This window comes from Castellaniella ginsengisoli (assembly GCF_040955415.1).
Classification (GTDB): Bacteria; Pseudomonadota; Gammaproteobacteria; order Burkholderiales; family Burkholderiaceae_B; genus Castellaniella; species Castellaniella ginsengisoli.
In genome coordinates, this window is sequence record NZ_CP158257.1 from 330,621 (window position 1) to 357,226 (window position 26,606).

Annotated in this window: 25 protein-coding genes; 15 read left to right on the forward strand and 10 right to left on the reverse strand. The window is 67.3% G+C overall.

What is annotated here, in order from left to right; translation table 11 throughout:
* Position 1: 1 nt before the first annotated feature.
* The 6 genes from dppB to ABRZ00_RS01645 all read right to left on the reverse strand — a co-directional run bounded on the left by dppB (position 2) and on the right by ABRZ00_RS01645 (position 6,733).
* The gene (gene dppB, locus ABRZ00_RS01620; protein WP_343835814.1) at positions 2–1,030 is read right to left on the reverse strand and encodes a dipeptide ABC transporter permease DppB; all 1,029 of its coding nucleotides are present in this window, start codon (positions 1,028–1,030) and stop codon (positions 2–4) included.
* 114 nt (positions 1,031–1,144) lie between these two features.
* Complete coding sequence (locus ABRZ00_RS01625; RefSeq protein WP_368642820.1) at positions 1,145–2,698, reverse strand: ABC transporter substrate-binding protein; 1,554 nt, start codon at positions 2,696–2,698, stop codon at positions 1,145–1,147.
* A 285-nt stretch (positions 2,699–2,983) separates the two neighbouring features.
* On the reverse strand, positions 2,984–4,414 hold the full coding sequence (locus ABRZ00_RS01630) for a YdgA family protein (RefSeq protein ID WP_368641370.1): 1,431 nt from the start codon (positions 4,412–4,414) through the stop codon (positions 2,984–2,986).
* Positions 4,411–5,304 carry an NAD(P)-dependent oxidoreductase gene (locus ABRZ00_RS01635; protein WP_368641369.1) on the reverse strand — a complete coding sequence of 298 codons (894 nt, stop codon included), beginning with the start codon at positions 5,302–5,304 and terminating at the stop codon, positions 4,411–4,413. The genes ABRZ00_RS01630 and ABRZ00_RS01635 overlap by 4 nt, the downstream gene beginning before the upstream one ends.
* Positions 5,305–5,306: 2 nt before the next feature.
* Positions 5,307–6,266 (reverse strand): 4-hydroxy-3-methylbut-2-enyl diphosphate reductase, encoded by a 960-nt coding sequence (gene ispH, locus ABRZ00_RS01640; protein ID WP_368641368.1) that lies wholly within the window; start codon positions 6,264–6,266, stop codon positions 5,307–5,309.
* On the reverse strand, positions 6,263–6,733 hold the full coding sequence (locus ABRZ00_RS01645) for an FKBP-type peptidyl-prolyl cis-trans isomerase (protein WP_343835820.1): 471 nt from the start codon (positions 6,731–6,733) through the stop codon (positions 6,263–6,265). Before ABRZ00_RS01645 ends, ispH begins: the two co-directional genes overlap by 4 nt.
* A 50-nt stretch (positions 6,734–6,783) precedes the next feature.
* On the opposite strand from ABRZ00_RS01645, the gene radC reads away from it, so the two are divergent.
* The 4 genes from radC to ABRZ00_RS01665 all read left to right on the forward strand — a co-directional run bounded on the left by radC (position 6,784) and on the right by ABRZ00_RS01665 (position 11,208).
* Positions 6,784–7,461 (forward strand): DNA repair protein RadC, encoded by a 678-nt coding sequence (gene radC, locus ABRZ00_RS01650; protein WP_368641367.1) that lies wholly within the window; start codon positions 6,784–6,786, stop codon positions 7,459–7,461.
* Between the two features lie 150 nt (positions 7,462–7,611).
* Positions 7,612–7,872 carry a type B 50S ribosomal protein L31 gene (locus ABRZ00_RS01655; RefSeq protein ID WP_343835822.1) on the forward strand — a complete coding sequence of 87 codons (261 nt, stop codon included), beginning with the start codon at positions 7,612–7,614 and terminating at the stop codon, positions 7,870–7,872.
* A 193-nt stretch (positions 7,873–8,065) separates the two neighbouring features.
* The gene (locus ABRZ00_RS01660) at positions 8,066–9,808 is read left to right on the forward strand and encodes a glycosyltransferase (protein ID WP_343835936.1); all 1,743 of its coding nucleotides are present in this window, start codon (positions 8,066–8,068) and stop codon (positions 9,806–9,808) included.
* Entirely contained in the window at positions 9,805–11,208 is a 1,404-nt protein-coding gene (locus ABRZ00_RS01665) for an MATE family efflux transporter (RefSeq protein ID WP_368641366.1), read from the forward strand. Before ABRZ00_RS01660 ends, ABRZ00_RS01665 begins: the two co-directional genes overlap by 4 nt.
* A 4-nt stretch (positions 11,209–11,212) precedes the next feature.
* On the opposite strand, the gene ABRZ00_RS01670 is transcribed toward ABRZ00_RS01665, so the two are convergent.
* From ABRZ00_RS01670 to ABRZ00_RS01685, 4 genes are all read right to left on the reverse strand, one after another.
* On the reverse strand, positions 11,213–12,451 hold the full coding sequence (locus ABRZ00_RS01670) for a glycine betaine/L-proline ABC transporter ATP-binding protein (protein ID WP_368641365.1): 1,239 nt from the start codon (positions 12,449–12,451) through the stop codon (positions 11,213–11,215).
* A 1-nt stretch (position 12,452) separates the two neighbouring features.
* Entirely contained in the window at positions 12,453–13,307 is an 855-nt protein-coding gene (locus ABRZ00_RS01675; RefSeq protein ID WP_343835826.1) for a proline/glycine betaine ABC transporter permease, read from the reverse strand.
* Between the two features lie 10 nt (positions 13,308–13,317).
* Entirely contained in the window at positions 13,318–14,253 is a 936-nt protein-coding gene (locus tag ABRZ00_RS01680; protein WP_368642819.1) for an ABC transporter substrate-binding protein, read from the reverse strand.
* Between the two features lie 463 nt (positions 14,254–14,716).
* Complete coding sequence (locus ABRZ00_RS01685) at positions 14,717–15,976, reverse strand: class I SAM-dependent methyltransferase (RefSeq protein WP_368641363.1); 1,260 nt, start codon at positions 15,974–15,976, stop codon at positions 14,717–14,719.
* A gap of 120 nt (positions 15,977–16,096) precedes the next feature.
* On the opposite strand from ABRZ00_RS01685, the gene ABRZ00_RS01690 reads away from it, so the two are divergent.
* The 11 genes from ABRZ00_RS01690 to ABRZ00_RS01740 all read left to right on the forward strand — a co-directional run bounded on the left by ABRZ00_RS01690 (position 16,097) and on the right by ABRZ00_RS01740 (position 26,600).
* A complete protein-coding gene (locus ABRZ00_RS01690; RefSeq protein WP_368642818.1) occupies positions 16,097–17,275 on the forward strand; it encodes a multidrug effflux MFS transporter in 1,179 nt (392 codons plus the stop codon).
* A gap of 62 nt (positions 17,276–17,337) precedes the next feature.
* Positions 17,338–17,574: a 50S ribosomal protein L28 gene (rpmB, locus tag ABRZ00_RS01695; protein WP_043681023.1), complete on the forward strand. Its 237-nt coding sequence runs from the start codon at positions 17,338–17,340 to the stop codon at positions 17,572–17,574.
* A gap of 22 nt (positions 17,575–17,596) precedes the next feature.
* Complete coding sequence (gene rpmG / locus ABRZ00_RS01700) at positions 17,597–17,764, forward strand: 50S ribosomal protein L33 (protein WP_003810296.1); 168 nt, start codon at positions 17,597–17,599, stop codon at positions 17,762–17,764.
* Between the two features lie 202 nt (positions 17,765–17,966).
* On the forward strand, positions 17,967–20,618 hold the full coding sequence (gene leuS / locus ABRZ00_RS01705; RefSeq protein ID WP_368641362.1) for a leucine--tRNA ligase: 2,652 nt from the start codon (positions 17,967–17,969) through the stop codon (positions 20,616–20,618).
* A gap of 6 nt (positions 20,619–20,624) precedes the next feature.
* On the forward strand, positions 20,625–21,245 hold the full coding sequence (gene lptE, locus ABRZ00_RS01710) for an LPS assembly lipoprotein LptE (protein ID WP_368641361.1): 621 nt from the start codon (positions 20,625–20,627) through the stop codon (positions 21,243–21,245).
* A 19-nt stretch (positions 21,246–21,264) separates the two neighbouring features.
* Positions 21,265–22,314 (forward strand): DNA polymerase III subunit delta, encoded by a 1,050-nt coding sequence (holA, locus tag ABRZ00_RS01715; RefSeq protein WP_368641360.1) that lies wholly within the window; start codon positions 21,265–21,267, stop codon positions 22,312–22,314.
* 32 nt (positions 22,315–22,346) lie between these two features.
* Positions 22,347–23,612: a glutamate-5-semialdehyde dehydrogenase gene (locus ABRZ00_RS01720; protein ID WP_368641359.1), complete on the forward strand. Its 1,266-nt coding sequence runs from the start codon at positions 22,347–22,349 to the stop codon at positions 23,610–23,612.
* A 28-nt stretch (positions 23,613–23,640) separates the two neighbouring features.
* A complete protein-coding gene (locus ABRZ00_RS01725) occupies positions 23,641–24,057 on the forward strand; it encodes a CopD family protein (protein WP_368641358.1) in 417 nt (138 codons plus the stop codon).
* A 6-nt stretch (positions 24,058–24,063) separates the two neighbouring features.
* A complete protein-coding gene (locus ABRZ00_RS01730; RefSeq protein WP_368641357.1) occupies positions 24,064–25,581 on the forward strand; it encodes a THUMP domain-containing protein in 1,518 nt (505 codons plus the stop codon).
* Between the two features lie 127 nt (positions 25,582–25,708).
* The gene (locus ABRZ00_RS01735) at positions 25,709–25,897 is read left to right on the forward strand and encodes a hypothetical protein (RefSeq protein WP_343835836.1); all 189 of its coding nucleotides are present in this window, start codon (positions 25,709–25,711) and stop codon (positions 25,895–25,897) included.
* A gap of 193 nt (positions 25,898–26,090) precedes the next feature.
* On the forward strand, positions 26,091–26,600 hold the full coding sequence (locus ABRZ00_RS01740) for an RDD family protein (RefSeq protein WP_368641356.1): 510 nt from the start codon (positions 26,091–26,093) through the stop codon (positions 26,598–26,600).
* Positions 26,601–26,606 lie beyond the last annotated feature (6 nt).

Sequence of the window (26,606 nt, forward strand, 5' to 3'; positions counted from 1 at the left end):
GTCAGTTTCTTCCCCGGCGATGGCGGATGCGCGGATCGGCCAGGCCATACAGGATGTCGACGCACATATTGACGATGATGATGAGGGTGGCGACCATCAGCACGCCGCCCTGGACGACCGGATAGTCGCGCTGCTCCAGGCCATAGATCAGCCAGCGCCCGACGCCCGGCCAGGAAAAGATGGTTTCGGTCAGGATCGCCCCCACCATCAGCACGCCGACCTGCAGGCCGACCACCGTGAGCACCGGCAGCAGCGCGTTGCGCAAGGCATGGACCACGACCACCCGCAGACGCGACAGACCCTTGGCCCGCGCGGTGCGGATGTAGTCTTCGTTCAGGACTTCCAGCATCGAGGAGCGCGTCATGCGCACGATGACCGCCAGCGGAATCGTCGCCAGCACGAAGGCCGGCAGCAGGATGTGATGCAAGGCATCCAGGAAGTTGCCCTCCTCGCCGAACAACAGCGTATCGATCAGCATGAAGCCGGTCAGCGGGTTGTCAGGATCGAGGAACACGGCGGCACTGACGCGCCCGGACACCGGCATCAGATCCAGTTGCACGGACACCAGCATGATCAGCATCAGGCCCCACCAGAAAACCGGCATGGAATAGCCGGTCAGGGCTGCGGTGATGGCGGCGTGATCGAAGAAGGAGCCGCGCTTGACGGCGGCCAGCACGCCCACCGGGATGCCGATCAGCAGCGCGATCATCATGGCGGCGACGCTGAGTTCCAGGGTGGCCTGGAAGCGCGGCACGAACTCGGACCAGATCGGTTCGCGCGTCGTCAGCGAAGTGCCCAGGTCGCCGTGCAGCACGCCCCAGATGTAATGGCCGTACTGCGTCCACAGCGGCTGGTCCAGGCCCAGTTGGGCCATCATGGCTGCGTGCCGTTCGGGCGACAGGCCCCGCTCGCCCGCCATGATCATCACCGGGTCGCCGGGAATCAGGTGGATGAACGCAAAGGTCAGCAGCGTAATGCCGATGAACGTCGGGATGGCCAGCCCGACGCGCTTGAGGATGAAGGAAAGCATGGCGCGGAAGCACCCGCCCGGCAACGAGCGGGCCCAATGAGAAAGGGCGGCCCGCGCCCCGCACGGGCCCGCCGGGCGGGCGCCGGGGCGCGGGTCGAGGGCCGTCGACGGGGTTTACTTGTCGAGGCTGACGTGGTCGAAGATGTGGCGGCCCACGGGCGACACGGTGTAGCCCTTGACCTCCTTGCGCAACGGCTCGAACACCGTGGAGTGCGCGATCATGATGGCCGGCGCCTGCTCATGCATGACGACCTGGGCCTGCTTGTAGAGCTCGACGCGCTTGGCATGATCGGCCGTGGCGCGGGCCGGCTGGATCAGGTCCTCGAAGGGCTGATAGCACCAGCGGGAATAATTGGAGCCATCCTTGGCCGCCGCGCAACTGAACAGCGTCGCCAGGAAGTTGTCCGGATCGCCGTTGTCGCCCGTCCAGCCGATCAGCATCGTCTGGTGCTCGCCGGCCTTGGAACGCTTCAGGTATTCGCCCCACTCATAGGTGACGATCTTGGCCTTGACGCCGATCTTGGCCCAGTCCGACTGAATCATCTCGGCCATGCGCCGCGCATTCGGGTTGTAGGGACGCTGCACCGGCATGGCCCACAAATCGGTCTCGAAACCATCCGGATAGCCCGCTTCGGCCAGCAGCGCCTTGGCCTTCTCCAGGTCGTACGGCCAATCCTGAACCGCATCGTTGTAGCTCCACATCGTCGGCGGCAGCAGGTTCTTGGCCGGCTGGCCCGCGCCCTGGAAGACGGCGGCGATGATGGCGGGCTTGTCGATCGCCATGGACAGGGCCTGGCGGACACGCACGTCGGTGTAGGGCTTCTTTTCTGTGTTGAAGGACAGGTAGCCGACGTTCAGGCCGGCCTGCTCCAGCAACTGGATCTCTTTGTTTTCACGCATCGAATCCAGATCGGCCGGGTTCGGATACGGCATCGACTGGCACTCGTTCTTTTGCAGCTTGGCATAGCGCACCGAAGCGTCGGGCGTGATGGCGAAGACCAGCCGGTCGACCAGGGGCTGGTCGCCCCAGTAAGCCTTGAACGTCTTGTACAGAATGCGCGCATCCTTCTGGTAGGTGCCGAACTCGAAGGGGCCGGTGCCGATGGGATCGGTATCGACCTTGGTCGGCGTGCCGGCCTTCATCATGGCGTCGGCGTATTCGGCCGACTGGATGGAGGCGAAATCCATGCCCAGGTTGGCGATGAAAGGCGCCTCGGGACGGACCAGGACGAAGCGGACGGTATGGTCATCGACCTTTTCGATGCGGTCGATGAGCTCGCCCATCCCCATGCCCTCGAAATACTGGTAGGAGCCGTTGGATACCTTATGAAACGGGTGGTCGGCGTTCTTCTGGCGCTGGAACGAAAACAGCACGTCGTCGGCGTTGAAGTCGCGGCTCGGCTTGAAGAGCTTGTTGGAGTGGAACTTCACCCCTTTGCGCAGGTGGAAGGTGTAGATCTTGCCGTCTTCGCTCACATCCCAGGATTCTGCCAGGCCCGGCACAATCTCGGTGGAGCCGGCCTTGAATTCAACCAGGCGGTCGAAAATCGGGTGGGTTGCGTCATTGGTCGTGCCCGCCGTGAAGAATGCGGCGTTGAAGCCTTCGGGCGAGCCTTCGGAGCAGTAAACGTAGGTCGTGGTGGCGGCCTGCGCAGTCGCCATGGCCATGGACACCAGGGCCAGGCCCAGCGTCCGCTTGAAAATCTTCTTCATCGTAACCTCTTTGAATGTGACCACGAATGGCGGGCAGTCCCGGCGTCGAACACGCATTGGCGCCGCTGCCGCAAATTTTTTGAAAAGTAGCACATAAAGCCCCGCAAGCTCCAGTCATCGGCATCAAGGATTACCCGGAGAACGAACTGCGCAATTTTCCTGGAATCAGGCAATGCCGGCGGGGCGCGGGGATCCGCGGGGCGCGGGGCCACCCGTCGGGCCGGCGCCCCGCGCCCGGCGTCATTCCAGGCTCATCGAACCGCCGAGCCGCGCGGCGAAATCGGCCGGCGACATGTCCTGCCCATTGGATGTGACCCGGCCGTCGGCATAACGGTAATCGGCCGTGACCGCATCGTCCCGGCGTTGCACCAGGCCCAGGCGCTCCAGCCGGCCGACGTATTGATCGAACAGCATGCTGACCAGCGCCACCGTCATGTCGGCTCCCTCGCCGCTGGCCTGCGTCTGGCGGACGACCTGCAGCAGCATGGGTTTGGACAGGCTCAGTTGCGCCGTCACCTGGCGGATGGCGTTTTCGATCAAACCACCCAGGTCGGCGGGCGCATCCTCGGATGCCGGCCGGAATTCGGCCACGGCCTTGAGTTCGCTTGTCCCCTGGGGGGTTTCCCAGCGCAGGCCATCAAGCGCCAGGCGCGGCCCCGCCGCCAGCACGGGCACCGCCAGCGCGCGCAATTGCTGCTGCTCCTGAGTGGAAAGCCCTTCGTCCGCATCCTCGTCGGCGCCCAGTTCCTCCAGCGCACCGGCCAGCGCCTGCAGCGCCGGCATGTCCAGGTGTTCGGCCGACAGAGCCAGCGTGATCCGTCCCAGGTCCCGGCGGTCCACCTGCAACTGACCGAGGTCGTAATTCAGCCGGCTGTCCAGCAAACCGCCCGTGCGGGCCGAGTCCGAGCGCAGCGAAGGCCCGGCGAACACCACCGGCGGCACATCGGGCACGTCGATCCCGACTCGCTCGAACCGCGCCTCTTGCCGCGATTGCAGGTCGGACTCGCCGCTTCGGGTGGTGCTGCCGTCGAAATCCAGCCCTTCAAGGCGCACCCGGACACCGGAATCGGCATCGAAAGCGGCCAGGCGCTCGATCCGCCCCGAGACAGCCGTCATCCGCGTGTCCGGGTCGTAGTCGATCCGTACCAGGCTGCCGCTGAAATCCAGCCGGTCATCAGCCAGCCGGACCGGCTCCAAGTGCCAGCGTGCCGCGACCCCGCCATCGAACCCCACCCGCGACTGCAGCGTCCAGGGCGCAATCCCGGCCGGCATGGCGTCGAACCAGGGCTGCCACGCACCGCCCGGCAGCGGCTCGATCACGCTCCAGGCCGCCGCGGGCCGCCATTCGCCCTGGCGCAGGGCCGCCCAGGGCCAGGGTCCGTGCGACAGGGCATCACGCAGGCTCAGCACCTGATCCTTGCCTTCCTCGTCGCGGAACTGGAAACCGTAGCGGACATCCGAAGAAAACACGCCGCGCCGATAATCCTGGACCGTCAAGACAGGGCGCGGATCGGAAGAAGTCCATTGGGCGGCGATTTCCAGGTTGGCCTGCTCGACCCAGGCCTCGATGCGATCCTGCGCCAGGCGCCCGGCATACCAGGAGCCTCCTCCATAGGCAAGGGCCAGGGCGGCGACCAGGCCGGCGGCGGTCTTCAGCGAGCGGTGGCTCATCGGTGTTCTTCTCCATCAGGGCGCTTGCGGGCGCGTTCGTATAGTTGAATCAATTGCGAGGCGTCTTCGGCCCCCAGGCCCTGACGGCTGGCCAGACGGTAGCTTTGCCCGGTGGCGGCGGCCACCGGCATGGCCGTGCCCTGCGCGCGCGCCAGCGCCGCCACGGCATCCAGATCCTTCAGCATGGTATCCAGGGTGGCCTGGGCCGGCCCGGGCGCCTGCGTCATGCGCGGCACGAAGATCTGCAACAGGGCGGAATCGGCCCATCCGCCGGCCAGGGCCTCATTCAGGCGGGCGGCATTCACCCCGGCGTCCCGTGCCAGCGCGATGGACTCGGCAATGGCCGCGACGGTGGTGGTGACGATGGTCTGGTTGCACAGTTTGGTCACCTGCCCGCAACCGGTCGGGCCCATGTGGGTCACCCGGCTGGCATAGGCCATCAGCAGCGGCGTCGCCCGGGCGCAGGCGTCGGCCGGACCGCCCGCCATGATGGCCAGGGTGCCGGCCGCCGCGCCGCCGGTGCCGCCGGATACCGGCGCATCCAGCCAGACCGCGCCATTGGCGCGGGCCAGGCGATCGGCAAACTCGCACGTCTCGGCCGGCGGAATGGAAGAGTGATCGATCAGCAGTTCGAGCGCGCCCGCCTGGGCCAGCCCTTCGGCGCCGAACACCACGTCGCGCACCGCCGCCGCATCGAACAGGCACAGCGCCACCCAGGCGCACCGGTCTCCCAGTTCGCGCGGGGTGGCGCACACCTGCGCGCCGGCCGCCCGGATCTCGCCCAGAGGACCGGGCGAGCGGTTCCAGACATGGACTTCGTGCCCGGCCTGCAGCAAGCGGCGCACCATGGGCACGCCCATGCGGCCCAGCCCGCAGAATCCGATTTTCATGATCAGTCCGCCCGCTTGCGGGACAGCTCGCGCGGCAGGGGAAAGGCGACCTGCTCGCGCACCCCGTCCAGCGGCCGCACGGAGCGCGCGCCCAGCTCTTTGAGCCTGCCGATCACTTGCTCCACCAGGACCTCGGGCGCGGAGGCCCCCGCGGTCACGCCGACCCGCTTCGCGCCGCGCACCCATTCGGGATCGATCATGTCGGGGTGGTCCAGCAAGTAGGCGGTCACGCCCTTGCGCTCGGCGACTTCGCGCAGGCGGTTGGAGTTGGAACTGTTCGGGCTGCCCACCACCAGCACCAGGTCGCACTGCGGCGCCATGATGCGCACGGCATCCTGGCGGTTCTGCGTGGCATAGCAAATATCGCTTTTCTTGGGCTCGGCAATGTCCGGAAAACGCGTGCGCAATGCGTCGGCCACCTGAGCGGCATCATCGATGGACAAGGTGGTCTGGGTCACGAAGGCCAGGTGGTCCGGACGGCGCACCTGGAGGGCCAGGACGTCTTCGACCGACTCGACCAGGTACATGCCGTCATCGGCCTGGCCCAGCGTGCCCTCGACTTCCGGGTGGCCCCTGTGGCCGATCATGATGACCTCGCGGCCCTCTTTGCGCATGCGGGCGACCTCGACGTGCACCTTGGTCACCAGCGGGCAGGTGGCGTCGAAGATGCGCTGGCCGCGCTGTTGCGCCTCGTCGCGCACGGCGCGCGAGACCCCGTGCGCGGAAAAGATCACGATGGCGCCCGAGGGGGCGTCCTCCAGCTCGTCGATGAAGATCGCCCCCTTGGCGCGCAGGTCTTCGACCACGTAGCGGTTGTGCACGATCTCGTGGCGCACGTAGATCGGCGCCCCGTGGATCTCCAGGGCGCGTTCGACGATCTCGATGGCCCGGTCGACGCCTGCGCAGAAGCCGCGCGGCTGCGCCAGGACGATCTCGGCGCCCGGCCCGGTCTCTCCGCTCATAGGACCCCCAGAATCTTGATCTCGACCTGGAGATCGATGCCCGCCAGCGGATGGTTGAAGTCGAACAGGGCGGCATCGTCCCGCAAGGTCTTGAGCACGCCAGAATAACGGCCGCCGTTGGGCGCCACGAATTCGATCATGTCGCCCGCCTCGAATTCGGTATCCGGCGGGGCGTTGCGCGCCATCTCGTCGCGGCTGACCCACCGCAGCAGATCCGCGTTGCGCTCACCGTAGGCCTGGGCGGCCGGCAGATCCGCCGTGAAGTGATCCCCCTCGGGGCGGTCGAGCAGCAGGGCCTCGATGCCGGGCGCCCACTGGCCGATGCCCATCTGCAGGGTCGCGGGCCGGTCCAGGAAAGTATCGACGAAGGCCGTGCCGGCCCCGGGGCCGGTCAGCAGTTCGATGCGGTAGTGCAGCGTGACATAAGAGTCCGGACGGACGTGCTGCGCGGCTTGAGATGAAGTCAAAATGCCACCGTGAAGGAATCAATGCAAACCCGATCATTTTAGGACCTATCATGCCACAAGACACTCGATCCCCCTGTTCCGAGCGTCCCCGGGAACGTCTGCTGCGGCACGGGGCCCAGACGCTGACCTCCGCCGAACTGCTGGCGGTGCTGCTGCGCACCGGCACGCGCGGCCGGGACGCGACCGACATGGGGCGCCGGATGATCGAGCATTTCGGCGGGCTGCGCCGCCTGCTGTCGGCGGAATCCTCGGCATTGATGGCCTTCCCCGGCATGGGGCCGGCCAAGACCTGCGAACTGCTGGCAGTCCAGGAACTCAGCCGCCGCTCCATCGAAGAGCCGCTGCGCAACGGCCGCGCGCTGAGCCAGCCCGGCCGGGTCAAACAGTTCTGCGCCCTGCGCCTGGCCCACCTGCGTGTGGAGCATTGCATCGCCCTGTTTCTGGACAGCCAGTTGCAGTTGATCGAATGCGGCGAAATCGCGCGCGGCACGCTGTCGCACGCTTCGATCTACCCCCGCGAAGTCGTGAAGGCCGCCCTCGGGCATCACGCCGCCGCCTTGATCCTGGCCCACAACCACCCTTCGGGCCTGGCCGAACCCAGCCCGGCCGACATCGCCCTGACGCACCAGTTGAAGCAGGCACTCGCCCTGGTGGACGTCCGGCTGCTGGACCACCTGATCGTCGGCGCGACCGAAGTCACCTCCCTGGCGGAACGGGGGCAGGTGTAGCCACTGGATATTGGACAGCCGTCGTAGTAGAATGGTGGGCTTATCTTGGATACGTTGCCAGGGTTCTGATGCAGTGCGCCCCCTTTTTGACCGGGGGTTTTTGCTTCCACCAGGCTGGCGGTCCCTATTCATCTACCCACGGATTCCACCATGAAAGAAGGCATTCACCCCGAGTACCGCGAAGTCGTGTTCCTCGACTTGCAGACCGGCAACAAGTTCATTTCGCGCTCGTCGCTCCACTCGCGCGAAACCACCGAAATCGACGGCAAGACCTATCCGCTCTTCAAGTGCGACGTGACGTCCGAGTCGCATCCCTTCTACACCGGCGCCCAGACGCGTATCGTCGAAACCGGCCGTGTTGAAAAGTTCCGCGCCCGCTTCGCCCGCACCGCTGGCACGGTCAAGAAATAAGGGCACCCGCGCTGCGCTTGCTTGCCGCCCCCCCCGAGAGACGCTTTTTGCCTTGGGGCGGCCCGGCGGCAAAAAACAGGCTGAGCGGTTCCCTCTTCCCGTAGCAGCAATCGCTCTAAAAGGCAGCCGGATGGCTGCCTTTTTCATTTAACATGGGCGCCATCCGCCCCTTTTCCCTGGTGCTTCTCCGGTGCTGTCCCAAGACCTGCGATCGACGCCCGCCCGCCTGACGGCCACGGCCGCCGCCAAACTGCCCCGCCCGTTCCTGCTGTGCGTCGGGCTGGTCTATATCCTGGCCGGCCTGTTCTACCGCGACCCCTGGAAAACCGACGACGTCACGGGCCTGGCGACCATGCTCACGGCCCTCTCGGGCCAGGAGCACGCCTGGCTGCTGCCCCAGGTCGGCCAACTGGCCCAGGCCCAGGACGGTCCGCTCGTCACCTGGGTCGGCGCCTTCTCGATCTGGGCGCTGCGCCCCCTGTTCGAGCTCTTCTACAGTTCCCTGGACGCGGCCATCATCGCTTCGCGCGTGCCCAATCTGCTGTGGTTCGCCCTGCTCACCGGCTCGATCTGGTATGGCACCTACCTCTTGGGCCGGCGCCCGGAATCCCAGCCGCTGGCCCTGCCTTTCGGCGGCGAGCCCAGCCCCCGCGACTACGGCCGCATGCTGGCCGACGCCGCCTTGCTGCTGATCGTCGCCACGGTCGGCATCGTCTGGCGCATGCATGAAACCTCCGAAGTGCCGGCCGTGATCGCCTGCCAGGCGCTGGCCTTCTACGCCGTGGCCCGCATGCTGGATCATCCGGTATCGGGAGCCGTCACGCTGGGCGTGGCCGTGGGCCTGGCCTTCCTGGCGCGCGGCTGGCTGGGCGGCCTGCCCCTGATCCTGGCTGCGGCCCTCGCCTTCCTGCCCGGCCACCCCCTCGCGAACGAGCGCAAATGGCTGGCCGCCAGCACGCTGATCGCCGCCACGCTGATCCTGCTCTGGTGGATTCCCGCCCGCACCTTCGGCCCGTACTGGACCGAAAGCTGGCTGCTCTGGACAGGCAGCGCCTTCGCCTGGCCCAGCGCCCGCGCCTGGGGCAGCATCCTGCGCGATCTGCCGTGGTTCCTCTGGCCGACCTGGCCGCTGGCCCTTCTGGCGCTATGGCGCTGGCGCGGCTGGTTCCGCGCGCCGCACGTCGCCATCCCGCTGAGTTTTGCCATCGGCGCCCTGCTGACGCTGCTGGCCAGCGCCGACCCTTTCGAGCCTGAGTACAGCACGCTGGCCGTGCCGAGCGCCATTCTGGCGGCCCTCGCCCTGCCCACTTTGCGGCGCGGCGTGATCAATACCCTGGACTGGTTCGCCATGATGTGCTTCTCGCTGACGGCCGCCACCGTCTGGCTGGGCTGGGTGGCGCTGCAGGCCGGCTGGCCCGCCCAGATCGCCGCCAACATCGTCCGCCAGACCGGCAGCTTCCAGCCTCATCCCGCCTGGCCCGCCACGACCTTTGCCGTCCTCGGCACCCTCGCCTGGATCGCCCTGGTGCGCTGGCGCCTGCGCAGCCACCCCGCCGGCCTCTGGCGCGGCACGGCGCTGTCGGCCGGCGGCCTGATCACCACCTGGCTGCTGCTGGCCACGCTGTGGATGCCCGCGCTCGACTACGTGCGCAGCTACCGCGGCGTCTCCGCCTCGCTGGCGGCCGCCCTCGAGCAATACCGCCGTCCTGGCGAATGCGTCCGCACACAGGGGCTGGGCAGCGGCCAGCGGGCGTCCTTCCTGGTGTTCGACGGGATCGAATTCAGCTTCGACGGCAACTGCCCCCTGCTGCTGCAACAGCTCAGCCCCCGCAGCCTGCAATCGGGCGAGGCCTGGATGGCCGGGCATCCCGCGCTCTGGGAAGGCCGCCGCGAACCCGATCGCCACGAAATGTTTCGCCTCCTGCGCCTGCAATGATTTCCGCTCCGCACGCCGGCGGGCCGCCCGCCCCCTGGCGCACCATCCTGCGGCAGGCCTGGCCGATCCTGGTCAGTTCCTGGGCCGGTATCGTCTTCGCCGTCCTGGACACGGCCATGGTGGGCCACGCCAGCGCCGCCGACCTCCAGGCGATGTCGCTGGGCGCCTCGGTCTACATCACCGTCTTCGTCGGCCTGATGGGCGTGGTGCACGCCCTGATCCCGATCATCGCCCAGCACTTCGGCGCCGGCCGCCTGCGCGAAGCCGGCCTGGCCTGGGGCCAGGGCATCTGGCTCGCCCTGACCCTGTCGGTTCTGGGCGGTATCTGCCTGCTGTTTCCCGATGTCTGGCTCAGCCTGTCGGGCGACGTCGAGCCCGATGTCCGCCGGCGCGTCGCCGGCTACCTGCTCGCTCTGGCACTGGCCCTGCCCTCGGCCCTGCTGTTCCGCACGATCTACGCCACCTCGACGGCCATCTCGCAAACCCGCGAAGTCATGGCGATCAACGTCGGCAGCATCGCCTTCAAGCTGCTGTTCAATGTCTGGTTCATCTTCGGCGGCCTGGGGCTGCCCGAGATGGGCGCCGTGGGCGCGGGCATCGCCACCTTGGCGGTCAACTGGATGATGCTCGCCGCCGGGCTGTGGATGATCCGCCGCCGCAGCGCCTTTCGCGCCCTGTCCCTGAAACTGGGGCGCCCTCGCTGGGCGGACCAGAAAGAGCTGCTGCGCCTGGGATTGCCCATGGGCGGCTCCTATCTGATCGAGGTCTGCGCGTTCAGCTTCATGGCGCTGCTGATCGCCCGCGACGGCTTGTACGTCAGCGGCGCCCAGCAGATCCTGGCCAACCTGATCGCCCTGTGCTACATGCTGCCGATGTCCCTGAGCCTGGCGACCGCTTCGCTCACGGCGCAGGCCGTGGGCGCGCGCGATCCGGCCCTGGCCCGGCGCACGGGATTGAACGGAATCGGGCTGGTGGCGCTCGGCGCCCTGCTGACCGGCGCGATCCTAGTGTCGGGCCAGGCGGCCATCGTGCGTGCCTACACGGACGAAATCCAGGTCGCCGCGATCGCCCTGACCCTGCTGCAGATCGCGCCCTGGTTCCATTTCTGGGACGCCATGCACTGCATCAGCGCCTACATCCTGCGCGCCTACAAAATCGCCATGGTGCCGCTGATCCTGCAGGTCACCGCATTGACGGGCCTGGGCCTGGTGGGCGGCTGGTGGCTGGGCTACGGCTCCGCCGCGGGCGCGCTGGCCCCGGCGGCGCGCTGGCTGATGCCGGGCGCCCCTGTCGGGGCGGCTACCATGTGGATCATGGCGATGGCCGGCCTGCTGGTGTCCGCCCTGCTGCTGTTCACCTGGTACGGCCACGTGCTGCGGCGCCAGGCGCGCGCCGCCTGACGTCTCAGGCGGCCTGGCCCGCCTCGGCGGGCAGCGCCCCGGGCTCCGGATCGGCGTCGCCCGATCCGGCGGTGGCGGTGGTCACCAGTTCGACGACCTTGCTGCGCGACAACACGCCGATGAACTCGCCCTGCTCGTCCGTCACCGCCAGCGGCGCGGGGGTGCGCAGCAGGCGCGCCAGGACCTCGTCGAGCCCGGCCGAGGCCGGCACGGACGCCATGTCGCTGAGATGCCGGGAAATATCCCGCGCGCCTTCCCGGACGGCGCGCTGCGCATCATCGCGCATCAGCACGCCCGCCAGGCGCTTGCCATCCAGCACGGCGGCGTAGTCGTAATCCCGGGCCGCCAGGCGCTCCAGCGCATGCGCCGGCCGGGTGCGCATGGTCAGCGTCAAGGGGCGTTCATTGCAGGCATGGGACGCGTTCAGCACCTTGCCCCGGTTCACGTCCTGCAGGAAAGATTCGATATAGTCGTTGGCCGGCGACAGCAGGATGTCCTCCGGCGTGCCTTCCTGGATCAGCTCGCCGTCCTTCAGGATGGCGATCCGATTGCCCAGGCGCAGAGCTTCGTCCAGATCGTGGGTGATGAAGACGATGGTCTTGTTCAGCTTGGCCTGCAGGGCCAGCAACTGGTCCTGCATTTCATGGCGGATGAGCGGATCCAGGGCGGAGAACGCTTCGTCCATCAGCAGGATCTCGGCATCCGTGGCCAGCGCCCGGGCCAGGCCCACGCGTTGCTGCATGCCGCCCGAAAGCTGGTGGGGATACTGGGCCTCGAAGCCGGACAGTCCGACCTGCTCCAGCCAGTGGCGCGCGCGTTCGTTGCGCTCGGCGCGGCGCATGCCCTGCACCGCCAGGCCGTAGGCGGCGTTGTCCAGCACCGTACGGTGCGGCAGCAGGCCGAAGCGCTGGAACACCATGCTCATCTTGCTCTGGCGAAAGCGTTCCAGCTCGCGCGGGGTGAGGCTGACCACATCCACCCCATCGACCAGAATCTGGCCGGCGCTGGGCTCGATCAGGCGGTTGAAGTGCCGGATCAGCGTCGATTTGCCGGACCCCGAAAGGCCCATGATGACGTGGATGTTGCCCTCTTCGATGGACAGGCTGATGTCGCGCAGCCCCAGAGTGTGGCCGCTGCGCTCCAGCAGGGCCTCCTTGGAGAGGCCTTCGCGGGCGGCATCCAGCCAGCGGGCCGGATGGGGGCCGAAGATCTTGTAGATATTGCGGACTTCGATCTTGCTCATGTCAGTTCCCCCGGACCTGCCAGCGGCGGCCGAAACGCTGCGTGATGCGGTCGAAGATGATGGCCAGCACCACGATGCCCAGGCCGGCCAGCAGGCCGCGCCCGACCTGCAGGCGGTTGATGCCCTGCAGGACTTCGTAGCCCAGGCCGCGCACCCCGATCATGGAGGCGATCACCACCATGGCCAGCGCCATCATGGTGGTCTGGTTGATGCCGGCCATGATGTTGGGCAGCGCCAGCGGCAGTTGCACGCCGAAGAGCTGGCGGCGGCGGTTGGCGCCGAAGGCGCGCGAGGCCTCCAGCACCTCGGCGTCCACCAGCCTGATGCCCAGGTCGGTCAGACGGATGACCGGCGGCACGGCGTAGATCACCGTGGCGAACAGCGCCGCCAGCTTGCCCAGATTGAACAGCATGACCACCGGGATCAGGTAGACGAAGCTGGGCATGGTCTGCATGACGTCCAGCACCGGCAGCATCACGGCGCGCACCCAGCGGAAGCTGGCCATGGCGATCCCCACGGGGATGCCGATCAGCACCGAAAACACGACCGCCACGATCATCAGCGACAGCGTCTGCATGGCGGCCTCCCAGAGGCCGATGGCGCCCACCAGGCACAGCAGCGCCCCCATGGCCAGGCTGAAGCGCCAGGCGCGGCTGCTCAGCCAGGCCAGGCCCATGATGACGGCCACGACCGCCCACCACGGCGAATGCCGCAGCAGGTCGTCGGACCAGATCAGAAGATCCAGCAAAGGCTGGGTCAGCGCCCGCAGCAGGTCGGAATACTGCATGACCAGCCCATTGACGAACTCGTCGATGGGCCGTTGCAGGTCCCGGGCCGCGATCAGTTCAGGAAACATGCAGGCCTCCTTACAGGGCGGCCTTGACGCGCTCCGTCACGTCGGCGGGCAGCCAACCGGTCCAGACAGCCTGCTTGTTCTTCAGGAACCACATCGCCGTCGGCTGGGGCTCGGCCTCGTTTTCTTCCATGTAGGCCATGGTCTGGTTCATGACGTCCAGAGGCACCTTGACCTGGGAGAGGAATTCGGTCAGCTTCGGCGCATCCTGGGTGAACTTCGTGGCGACCGCCGTGAACACCGGGTTCTCGGGATAATCGGAGGCCTGCGGGTTTTCGCAGTTCGGGTCGGTCAGGCATTTCTGCTTGTCGGCGTCGTACGGCGGCAGCTCCAGCTTGACCAGATCCATGGAACCCACCAGCGGCGTCGGATACCAGTAGTAGAAAACGACGTTTTCCTTGCGCTGATAGGCAGCCGTCAAGGCGGCCTTCTGGGTGGCGCCGGTGCCGGGGGAAAACAGCGTGAAAGTGTCGCCCAGGCCCAGGGCATTGAACAGATTGGTGCTGACGACTTCGCAGCCCCAGCCCGCCGGGCAGCCGTAGAAGCGGCCCTTGGACGGCTCTTCGGGATCCTTGAAGGCTTCCTTGAACTTCGGCAGATCGGCGGCCTTCTTCAGCTCGGGCAGACGCTCGGCGGTGTACTTGGGGATGAACCAGGCTTCGCCGCCCATGTAGATGTCGCCGATGCGCTTGACGCGGCCAGAGGCCTCGGCCTTGGTCCAGGGCTCCAGGGTGCTGTTCAGCCAGATTTCGCTGTTGACATCCAGATCGCCGCGCTCAAGCGCCGCCAGGGCCGGCAGGGTTTCCGTCGGCAGCACTTCGGTGTCGCAGCCGTAGCCGTGCTTGGCGATGAAACGCTCGACCTCGACCAGGACCAGATTCGACTCCCAGTTCATGCCGCCGAAGCGCACGGCGCGGTCGAGTTCGCATTGCGGCGCTTCGGCCGCCATCGAGACGGACGGGGCCAGCGACAGGCCGGCCAGCACGGCCGACAAGGCGGCGCCCAGCACGGTGCGCGACAGACGGGGGGAACGGGCCGCCCGGGGCGACGAAAAATCAGAGATAGACATAGATGCCTCCTTTGGGTTACGGAGACGCCGGACACACCATGCGGGGCCGACGCCATAGCTTAGGGGAGGGTGTGCGGAAGACGGCCGCTGGCCGCCAATACATACCAGCACTACAGGCGCGAAGCGCCCTGGACAGACAGGGCCGTCAACCAAGAACGGCGCTGCCAGAATTGATAAAAAGAACTACCGAAGAAGGGCTATTTTACACCTCAGATACAAGAAAATAAACCCTGTTAAGGAAAAACGCTTCCGGACATCACCCTGCCAGCCTGCAAAACCGGCATGCGCACAGGCGCCGGGCACCCCGAAACCGCGGGCGCCCGGCCGGATGAAGCAGACGGAATCAACGGGTCTGGTAGATGTAATCGCGCCGCCAGGGATAGGCCTGCCCTTCCGGATAGTCCAGTTCGTCGGAGCGTCCCGATGGCTGGGGCTGGGCGAGAATCTGGTGCAGGGCGATCCAGCCGTGCTCGAAGCCCATGGCGCAGCCCGCCAGATACATGCGGTAGGCCCGCAGGGAACGCTCGCCCTGGGGGGTGTTCAGGATGGCGCGTGCCTCTTCCAGGCGAGCCTCCAGGGCATCGCTCCAGGCCCACAGCGTGCGCGCATAGTGCGGCCGCAGGTTCTCGACGTCCAGGTCTTCGAGGCCAGCCGCCGCCAGGGTCTGTTGCACATAATGGATATGGGACAGCTCGCCGCCGGGAAAGATGAATTTCTCGATGAATTCCCCCATGCCGGCGCCCAGCTCGCTGTTGTCCAGCCCGCCGGCCGTGATGCCGTGGTTCAGGATCAGGCCGCCAGGCCGCACCAGCCGGCGCAGCTTGGAGAAATAGCCGGTCAGTTGGGCGCGCCCCACGTGCTCGAACATGCCGACCGATGCGATCTTGTCGTAGGGCCGGGATTCGTCGAGCTTGCGGTAATCGAGCAGCTCCATGCGCACGCGCCCGGACAGGCCTTTTTCCTGGATCAGGCGGTTGACGTAGGCATGCTGGTTGTTCGACAGGGTAATGCCGGTGACGTCGGCCCCGTAGTGCTCCGCCGCCCACAGCATCAGGCCACCCCACCCTCCGCCGACGTCCAGAAAACGCTCGCCGGGCTTGAGGGCCAGCTTGCGGCAGATGTGGTCGAGCTTGGCTTCCTGGGCCTGGGCGACGGTGAAATCCGGCTCGCGATAGTACGCGCAAGAATAGACGCGGCGCGGGTCCAGCCACAGGGCGTAGAAATCGTCGGACAGGTCGTAGTGGAATTCGATCTGCCGCGCATCGCGCTCGATCGAGTGGCGCCAGACCGACACCAGCCGTTTCACCAGGCTGGTCAGCCAGCCCGAGCGGGCCAGATCGACGGGAGAACCGGGCAGGATGCCGGCCGCCAGGCGCATCAGGTCTTGCATGGAGCCGTCGAACTCGAACCTGCCGTCGACGTAGTCCTCGCCCAGCACGCCCACCTCGCCCGCTGCGAAGTGCGCCAGAACGGAGGCGTCGCGCACGCGCAGGTGGAGCGCGGCGTCCGGGGCGCCGATCCTGCTGCCATCCGGCAATTCCATGGACACCGGCACGGGCAAGGCCCCCAGCTTGTCTTCGATGATGGATGCAATCGCTGCCAACAAAGCCTCCCTCGGTCATGTACAAGACCTTGCTATAGTAGCGCCAAATCCGGCCGCATCAAGCCCCTCTTCAAGCGCCCCTCCTCCGCATCCATGGCTTCCCGTTTCTCGTCCCCGCCGATGCCGCCCTGGCTGATCCTGATGGGCGCGCTCGCCGCCCTCGGCCCCCTGGCCATCGACATGTACCTGCCCGCCTTCGGCGCCATGGCGGCCGACTTGGGCGTGCACCCGGGCCTGGTCGAGCGCACCCTCGCCAGCTACCTGCTGGGCCTGGCCCTGGCGCAACTGGCCTATGGCCCGCTGACCGACCGCTATGGCCGCAAGCCGCCGCTGCTGCTGGGCCTGGCGCTGTTCTCGCTCGCCTCCATCGCTTGCGCGCTGAGCAGCGACATCGACCACCTGATCCTGTGGCGCGTGGTCCAGGCTTTCGGCGGCGCCGCCGGCATGGTGGTTCCCCGCGCCGTGATCCGCGACCACCTGGACACCCGCGAAGCCGCCCAGGCCCTGTCCCTGCTGATGCTGGTGATGGGCGTGATGCCCATCCTGGCGCCCTTGCTGGGCGGCCAGGCCGTGACGCTCGGCTCCTGGCGCACCGTCTTCCACCTGATCGGCCTGATCAGCGCCGGGCTATGGCTGGCCGTGGCGCTGCTCATGCGCGAATCCCTGGATGCCGCGCAGCGTTCGCCGCTGGCCGTGAGAGCCATCGCCGCCCACTTCCGCCTGCTGCTGTCCCATCGCGGCTTCATGGGCTATACCCTGGCGGGCGGCTTCGGTTCGGCGGGCCTGTTCGCCTATATTTCAGGTTCGCCCCAGGTCTTCATCACCCTCTACGGCGTCGATCCGCGCTGGTTCGGCCTGCTGTTCGGCCTGAACGCGGCCGCTCTGATCATCGCCGCGCAGTTCAGCGCCCGCCTCTTGAACCGCCATCCCCCGATCCGTCTGCTGAACCGCGCCCAGGGCGCGCTGGTGCTGATGACGCTGTGCGGCCTGGCGCTGACCCTGCTGGACTGGATCACCCTGCCCCTGCTGATGCTGTGCCTGATGGGGTTCATGGCCAGCCAGGGCTTCGTCGGCCCCAATGCCGCCGCCCTCGCGCTGGCCGAGCAGGGGCCGCGCCTGGGCGTGGCTTCGGCCCTGATGGGCTCGATACAGATGTTTTGCGGCGCACTGGCCGGCTTTGCCGTCAGCGCCTGGCACACGGGCACCCCCCTGCCCCTGACGGCCCTGCTGACTACCTGCGCGCTCCTGTCGTGGCTTTTCAGCCGCATCGCCCAGGGGGCCTTCCGACAACCTGCTTGATTTACCGAGTAATTTCAGTATAGAATGCAAGGCTTTCCCGATACACAAACAGAGGTGAGACCATGGCACGCGTATGCCAAGTAACCGGCAAAGGCCCGATGGTGGGCAACAACGTCTCGCACGCGAACAATAAAACCAAGCGTCGTTTCCTGCCCAACCTGCAATCGCGCCGGTTCTGGGTCGAGTCCGAAAACCGCTGGGTGCGCCTGCGCGTATCCACCAAGGCCCTGCGCACCATCGACAAGAACGGCATCGACGCCGTCCTGGCCGATCTGCGTGCCCGTGGCGAACTGGCCTGATCGGCCGCGATAGGAGCACATCATGGCTAAAGGCATCCGCGAGAAAATCAAGCTCGAGTCGACCGCCGGCACGGGTCATTTCTACACGACCACGAAAAACAAGCGCAACATGCCGGAAAAAATGCTGATCAAGAAATTTGATCCGGTCGCGCGCAAGCACGTCGACTACAAGGAAACCAAGCTGAAATAATCCGGGATCGCCTCTCCCGGATCGTCTCACCGGCTTCCAGAAATCCCCGCCTCGAGCGGGGATTTTTCTTTGGCGATGGCCGGCGCCCGTCCGGCGAGGGAACGCCGCCGGGGACGGCGGCGGCGCCCGTCCGACCTTCGAAGCCCACGACCCTCTATAATGTCGGGCTGGCCCTTTTCACTCCCATTTCCCAGACAGATCCATGCAGGAACGCTACCTCCCGAACCAGGTCGAAACCGAAGCCCAGGCCCATTGGCGCGCAGGCGATGTCTACCGCGTCACCGAGCACGCCACCCAGCCCGACGGCTCGCCCAAGCCCAAGTTCTACGCCTGCTCGATGCTGCCCTACCCCAGCGGCAAGCTCCACATGGGTCATGTGCGCAACTACACCATCAACGACATGATGACCCGCCAGTTGCGCATGCGCGGATACAACGTCCTCATGCCCATGGGCTGGGACGCCTTCGGCATGCCGGCCGAAAACGCGGCCATGAAATCGGGCGTGCCCCCCGCCCAATGGACCTACGACAACATCGCCTACATGAAAAAGCAGATGCAGGCGATGGGCCTGGCGATCGACTGGTCGCGCGAGATGTGCGCCTGCGACCCGTCCTATTACAAATGGAACCAGTGGCTGTTCCTCAAGATGCTCGAAAAGGGTATCGCCTACCGCAAGACCCAGACCGTCAACTGGGATCCCGTCGACCAGACCGTTCTGGCCAACGAGCAGGTGATCGACGGCCGCGGCTGGCGCTCCGGCGCCCCCGTGGAAAAACGCGAGATCCCCGGCTACTACCTGCGGATCACCGACTATGCCGAGGAACTGCTCGGCACCCTGGAAGACGGCCTGCCCGGCTGGCCGGAACGCGTGCGCCTGATGCAGGAAAACTGGATCGGCCGCAGCGACGGCGTGCGCTTCGCCTTCCGCCACGATATCCGCGACGCGGACGGCGCCCTGATTCAGGGCGGCCTGATGCACGTCTTCACCACGCGCGCCGATACCATCATGGGTGTCACTTTTTGCGCCGTGGCGCCCGAGCATCCGCTGGCCACCCGCGCGGCGCGGGACAACCCCGAACTGGCCGCCTTCATCGAAGCCTGCCGCCAGGGCGGCACCACCGAGGCCGAGCTTGCCACGCGCGAAAAAGAAGGTCTGCCCACCGGCCTGTCCGTCATCCACCCCCTGACGGGCGAACCGGTTCCCGTCTGGGTCGGCAACTACGTCCTCATGAGCTACGGCGACGGCGCCGTCATGGGCGTACCCGCCCATGACGAACGCGATTTCGCCTTCGCGCGCAAATATGGCCTGCCCATCCGTCAGGTCATCGCCGCCGAGGGCAAGACCTATTCCACCGAAGCCTGGCAGGACTGGTACGGCGACAAGCAGATCGGCCGCACGATCCAGTCGGGCAAATACGACGGCCTGACCACCGCCGAGGCGATCCAGGCCGTGGCCGCCGATCTCGCCGCCCAGGGGCTGGGCGAACTGCGCACCACCTGGCGTCTGCGCGACTGGGGCATTTCCCGCCAGCGTTACTGGGGCACCCCGATCCCCATCATCCACTGCGCCGACTGCGGCCCGGTGCCGGTCCCCGAAAAAGACCTGCCCGTGGTGCTGCCCGAAGACCTCGTGCCCGACGGCACCGGCAACCCCCTGGCCAAGCATGAAGGCTTCCTGTCCTGCCGGTGCCCGTCGTGCGGCAAGCCGGCGCGGCGCGAAACCGACACCATGGACACCTTCATCGACTCATCCTGGTATTTCATGCGCTACACCTCGCCGGGCAACGACCAGGCCATGGTGGACGAGCGCAACGATTACTGGATGCCGATGGACCAGTACATCGGCGGCATCGAACATGCCGTGCTGCATCTGCTGTATGCGCGCTTCTGGACCCGCGTCATGCGCGACCTGGGCATGCTGAAGTTTTCCGAGCCCTTCACGCGGCTGCTGTGCCAAGGCATGGTGCTCAACCACATTTACTCGCGCAAGAACGCCCGGGGCGGCATTGAATACTTCTGGCCCGATCAGATCGAAAACATCACCGACGACAAGGGCGGCATTGTCGGCGCGCGGCTGAAATCCGACGGTTCCCCCGTGGACTACGGCGGCATCGGCACCATGTCCAAATCCAAGAACAACGGCGTCGATCCGCAATCCCTGATCGACAGCCTGGGCGCCGACACCGCCCGCCTGTTCGTGATGTTCGCCAGCCCCCCTGAACAGACCCTGGAGTGGTCGGATTCGGGCGTCGAAGGCGCGCACCGGTTCCTGCGCCGCCTGTGGAACTTCTGCCACGGCCGCCACGAAGACATCCTGCGCCACGCCGCCGCGCCGGTCGATGGCGCCGCGCTGGACGAGGCCGCGGCGGGCCTGCGCCGCCAGATCCACGGCCTGCTGCGCCAGGCGGACTACGACTACCAGCGCATCCAGTACAACACCGTGGTCTCCACGGCCATGAAGATGCTCAACACGCTGGAATCGGCCGCCCAGGCGGGGGTGTCCGGCGCGGCCCTGGCCGAGTCCGCCTCCATTCTGCTGCGCGTCCTGTACCCGGTGGTGCCGCACATCACCTGGCAGCTATGGCGCGCGCTGGGCCTGGCCGACGCCCTGGGCGACTTGCTGGACGCCCCCTGGCCCCAGGTGGACGAGGCCGCCCTGCGGGCCGAAACGGTCGAACTGGTGCTGCAGGTCAATGGCAAGGTCCGCGGCCAACTGGACGTTCCCCAAGACGCCGACAAACCCGCCATCGAAGCCCTGGCGCGCGCCCACGAGGCCGTCGGCCGCTTTCTCGAAGGCCGCGATCCCAAGCGCGTCGTGGTCGTGCCGGGCCGGCTGGTCAACGTCGTCGGCTGAACCGCCATGCCCATGTCCTTCGCCACGCCTTTCCCGCGCCTCCTGCGCCTCGCCCTGGCAGGCTTCGCCCTGCTGGCGCTGGGCGCCTGCGGCTTCCACCTGAAAGGGGCCACGCCGCTGCCCTTCCAGTCGATCTACACCAACATCAACCTGGACTCCGAATTCGGCGCCCGGCTGCGGCGCACCGTCACGGCCAACTCGCCCAGCACCCGCTTCACCGACCGCCGCCAGGAAGCCGACGTCTACCTGCACCAGATCGCCGAATCCCAGAATCTGCGCCAACTGGCGCTGGACGCCGATGGCCGGGTCGAGGAATACGAGCTGAATCTCCAGTTTCAGTTCGAGCTGCTGGACCGCCAGGGCCACGTCCTGCTGCCGCCCACGACGCTCTACAGCGTGCGCGAACTGCCCTACAACGACCGCATCGTCCAGGCCAAGGAAAGCGAAATCGACCGGGCGTTCAAGGACATGCGCAACAACCTGATCGACCAGATCCTGCGCCGCATGAGTTCTCCGGAAGTCCAGGCCGCTTACGCCAACGCCGCCGACCGCCCCATCGTGCCCATGCCGGACGACACGGTCCGCAGCAATCAGCCCCAGGCCGGCCCGGCGTCGGTCCGGCCCTAGCGCGGACGGACACCGGGCCATGGCACGCGCATCGGCAGCCGACCGCCTGACCGAGCACTACGCTGGCGCCTCGGAACTGCCGGCCTGCACGGTGCTGAGCGGCGACGAGATTCTCTTGCTGACCGAGGCGGCCGACGCCTACCGCGCCGCCGCCGTCCGGCTGGGCTGCGTCGAGCGCACCCACCTGGTGATGGACGCCCGCAGCGACTGGGGCACGGCGCTGGCTGCCTCGCAGAACGCCTCCCTGTTCGGCGACCTGCGTCTCCTGGAGATCAGCCTGCCCACCGGCAAGCCGGGCAAGACCGGAGCCGACACCTTGCAGAAACTGGCCGCCATGGCCGGCGAAGGCCAGTTGCCGGATGTGCGGATCCTGATCCGCCTGCCGCAACTGGACCGGACCACCCAGCAAGCCAAATGGGTCCAGTCCCTGAAGTCCCGCGCCGCCTGGACGGACATTCCTTCCATCCCGCGCGCGGCGCTCACGGACTGGATCGCCGCCCGCCTGGAACGCCAGCAGCACACCGCCGATGCCGAAACGCTGGCCTGGCTGGCCGACAAGGTCGAAGGCAATCTGCTGGCGGCCCACCAGGAATTGCAGAAACTCGCCCTGCTGCATCCGGCCGGACCGCTCAGCCTGGAACAAGTCCAGGCCGCCGTGCTGAACGTGGCCCGCTACAATCTCTATGATCTGCGCGATGCCATGCTGCTGGGCCAGGCGGATCGAGCGCTGACCGTGCTGCGGGGGCTGCAGGCCGAAGGCGAGGCCCTGCCGCTGGTGCTCTGGGCCATCGGCGAGGAAATCCGCATCCTGGCGCGCCTGGCGCCCCACGCCCGCAGCGGCCTGGATGCGGCGATACGGTCCCAGCGCCTGTTCGGCGCGCGCGAAAAACTGGCGCGCCAGGCGCTGGCCCGCGTGCCCGCCTCAGCCTGGCCGCCGGCCCTGCGCCACGCCCACGAGATCGACCGCATCATCAAGGGCATCCCAGTGGACGGCCTGCTCCGGGATCCCTGGGACGAACTGGAACGCCTGGTGATGCGCATGGCCACCGCGGGATCGCCTCGCCGATGAGCGCCTGACGCCTCTTTCTACACAGACACGACATGAACGACACCACCACCGGATTTTCCATCCAAGCCCTCGGCAGCCAGGCACGCCAGGCGGCGCGCGTCCTGCGCTCGGCCTCCGGTGCCGCCAAGGCGGCCGCCCTGCGCGCCATGGCCGACGGGCTGCGCGAACGCCGCGCCTGGCTGCAGGCCGAAAACGAACTCGACTTGCGCGCCGCCGCCGAACGCGGGCTGGACGCGCCCATGATGGACCGCCTGCGCCTCTCCGACCGGGCGCTGGACCTGATGGTCGAAGGCCTGATCCAGATCGCCGCCATGCCCGATCCGATCGGCAGCCTCAGCGAAACCACGACCCGTCCCAACGGGATGCGCGTGGCCCGCATGCGCGTGCCGCTGGGCGTGATCGGCATCATTTACGAATCCCGGCCGAACGTGACCATCGACGCCGCCGCCTTGTGCCTGAAATCCGGCAATGCCACCATTCTGCGCGGCGGCAGCGAGGCCTTCCACTCCAACCGCGCCCTGGGCGCCATCATTCAGGCGGGCTTGCAGGCCGCGGGACTGCCCGCGCATGCGGTGCAGGTCGTGGACACGACCGACCGCGCCGCCGTGGGCGAGATGATCACCCACCCGGAATGGATCGACGTCATCATCCCGCGCGGCGGCAAGGGCCTGATCGCCCGCCTGGCCGACGAGGCGCGCGTGCCCCTGATCAAGCACCTGGAAGGCAATTGCCACGTCTACGTGGACAAGGCCGCCAATCCCGACCGGGCCCTGGACATCGTCCTCAATGCCAAGACCTACCGGACCGGCATTTGCGGCGCCATGGAAACCCTGCTGGTGCATGCGGACCTCGCGGCCTCCTGGCTGCCGCGCGCGGGCGCCCGATTCACCGAATCGGGCGTCGAGCTGCGCGCCTGCCCGCGCGCGGCCGCGCTGCTGCCCGGCGCCCTCCCCGCCACGGAAGCCGACTGGGCCACGGAATTCCACGCCCCCATCCTGGCCGTGCGCGTCGTGGATTCCCTGGACGAGGCCATGGACCACATCGCCCGCTATAGCTCGGAACACACCGAATCCATCGTCACCGAAGATCTGGCCGCCGCCCAACGCTTCCAGCGCGAGGTCGACTCCAGCTCGGTCTACGTCAACCTGCCCACCTGCTTCGCCGACGGCTACGAATACGGCCTGGGAGCGGAAATCGGCATTTCCACCAACCGCCTGCACGCCCGCGGCCCAGTCGGACTCGAAGGCCTCACCATCCAGAAATGGGTGCTGACCGGCGAAGGCCAGTTGCGGGCCTGAATCCCTCCGACACCGAAAGGATCGCATCATGCTGTGGGTCAAGGCCTTCCACATCCTGTTCGTCACGTCCTGGTTCGCGGGGCTGTTCTACCTGCCGCGCCTCTACGTCAACCTGGCGCAGGCCGGCGATCCGGCCGTGCGCGCCACCCTGCTGGGCATGGCCCGGCGCCTGTACCGATTCATGACCCCCCTGGGCGTCCTGGCCCTGGCCCTGGGCCTGTGGCTGTGGCTGGGGTACGGCATCGGTCAGGGCCAGGGCTGGATGCATGCCAAGCTGCTGGCGGTCGCCTGCCTGCTGATCTTTCACCTGGCCTGCCGCCATCATCTGCGGGCCCTGAGCGCCGGCACCAGCCGGCATACCCACCGTTACTTCCGCTGGTTCAATGAAATTCCGGTCCTGCTGCTGTTGCTGGTCCTGATCCTGGTGGTCGTCAAACCCTTCTGATCGCCAATGAACGATTCCACGACACGCAAGACGCTGAGCCTGAAAAAAAAGGCCGGCGCCTCCCCCGCCGGGCCGGACGAGAAACCCCGCAAGCGCTCGGGCGCCCGGGCGCGCCAGGCGGCGCTGCAGGAGCATGCCCGACCGGCGCGGGCGCAGGCCGAGGCCGGCGCCGAGACTGACACCGCAACCCGCCGGACGCCTCGGCCGGAAACCCAAAAACGCTTCGCCCCGGCCTTGGAACGCCCCGCGCGGCCGAAGCCCGCGGCCGACCGGCCCCGTGGCGACGCTGCCGCACGCCGGCCCCGGCCCGATGTCCCGGACGAGGACACGCCCCGGATCCAGCGCCTGCCGCGCACACCGCGCCTGCCACGCCGCACCGAAACCTTCGAGGTCTTCGCGCCCTGCCCCCAAGGCCTGGAAGAAGCGCTTTCGCTGGAGCTGCAGGCCCTGGGCTACGAGGCCGTGCGCGCAGGCCGCGCCGGCTGCCATTTCCAGGCCGACTGGCCCGGCGTGCTGCGCGCCAATCTGTATTCCCGCCTGGCGACCCGGGTCCTGGTCCAGGTCGCCCAGGCCGAAGTCCGCGGCGAAGACGACATCCTGGCCCTCGCGCGCGACACCGAATGGGAACGCTGGTTCGGGCCGGAACACTCCCTGCGCGTGGATACCTCGGCGATCCGCAGCCCCATGCGCAGCCTGCAGTATTGCAATCTGCGGGCCAAGGACGGCATCTGCGACCGCCTGCGCGACCGCGAGGGCGCCCGGCCCGACATCGATACGGTCCGCCCCGACGCCCGCGTCCATCTGTTCTTGGACGAACGGCGCGCCACTCTCTACCTGGACGTCTCGGGCGAATCCTTGTTCAAGCGCGGCTGGCGCCTGGACAAGGGCGAGGCCCCGCTGCGCGAAAACCTGGCCGCCGGCCTGCTGGCCCTGTCGGACTGGCCGCCCGGCGCGCCTTTGCTGGATCCCTTCTGCGGCAGCGGCACTCTGCTGATCGAAGCCGCCTGGATCGCCCTGGGCGTGCCGCCAGGCATCTGGCGGCCCTTCGGCTTCGAGCGGCTGCGCACCCATGATGCCCGCCTGTGGCGCGACCTGAAAGAGGACGCCCGCGCGCGAATCGCCCCGCGTCTGGAAGAGCCGCTGGTCGGCTGCGACATCCAGCCGGGCGCCATCGAAGCGGCACGGGCCAATGCCGACCGCGCCCACTTGAGCCCGGACACCATCCGCTTCGAGGTGTGCGATGCGCGCAAAATGCCGCCCCCCGCCGCAGCCGGCTGGATCGTCACCAACCCTCCCTACGGGGAGCGGCTGGCGGACGGGGATGCCGGTCTGTGGCCCGAATGGGCAAGCTGGCTGAAACGCCACTACGGCGGCTGGCAGCTCGGCATCATCACCAGCGACCTCGATCTCCCCGGCAGGATGCGGCTGAAAGCCCGGCGGCGGCATCCTTTGCACAACGGCGCCCTGGACTGCCGCCTGTTCAGATTCGAACTGGTGACCGCAGGCTACCGGGACCGGACGTAGGGTTTTCACCACGGATACCGCCTGTCAGACCCTCGGTCCGAACCAGGGGCTTGCATAGAAACTAGGGTTTTCCCTATAATAGGGTTAACCCGAGCGAAACGCTCTTTCCACAGCAAAGAGGCTTGCTATGAAGACCCTGCAGAACACCGACATCCGACTGACCGACGCCCTGGAGCGCCAATTGCTGCAAGAAGCCATCGAGGCCCAGCAGGAATACGCCTTGGACCGCGCCATCAAGGGTCTGTTCAAAAAGGTCGCCAGCTTCTTCCGCACCCCCGAGGGCCGCGTGCACCAGACGGTCCGCACCGCTCACTGATCCTGCCGGCAGCCGGATCTCCGGGCCGCCCATCGGGCGGCCCGTGTCTTTTCTGCCGCAGCCCGGGTCCAGGTGACACGCGTTCCCATCGCGCAGGCCGCCTGTGCGCCAGGGCGGCGCTTCGCTCGAAGCCCGCATTGAGCCGCGCCGTTTTCAGCGATAATGGACGGTTCTCAAGTTCGTCTGCCGCGCCATGACCGTTTCCGCACCGCCCGCTCCGCCGCGCCTGCGCCGCTTCGCCTGCATGATGTACGAGGGCGTGCTGCTTTTTGGCGTGGTGTTTCTCGCCGGCTACCTGTTCGACACTCTGACCCAAAGCCGCAGCGGCCTGATGCTGCGCCACGGCCGCCAGGCGTTTCTGTTTCTGGCCATCGGCATCTATTTTCTGGCCTGCTGGCGGCGCGGCGGCCAGACGCTGCCAATGAAGACCTGGAACATCCGCCTGACGGACAGGGGCGGCGCCCCCCTGCGGGGACCGCGCATGCTGCTGCGCTACCTGCTGCTGTGGCCATTGCCGCTGATCACCGCCCTGGCCATCGCCGGGCTGTCGCGTGCAACGGGCTGGGCGTCGTTCGATCTCCTGATCGTCTGCGCTCCGTTCTCGATCTTTTTCTGGACTTGGATCGACCCCCAGGGCCAATTCCTACACGACCGGCTGCTGGGCACTGCGCTGCGCGACTTGCGCGCCGCCCCCGCCTCGTGAATCCCC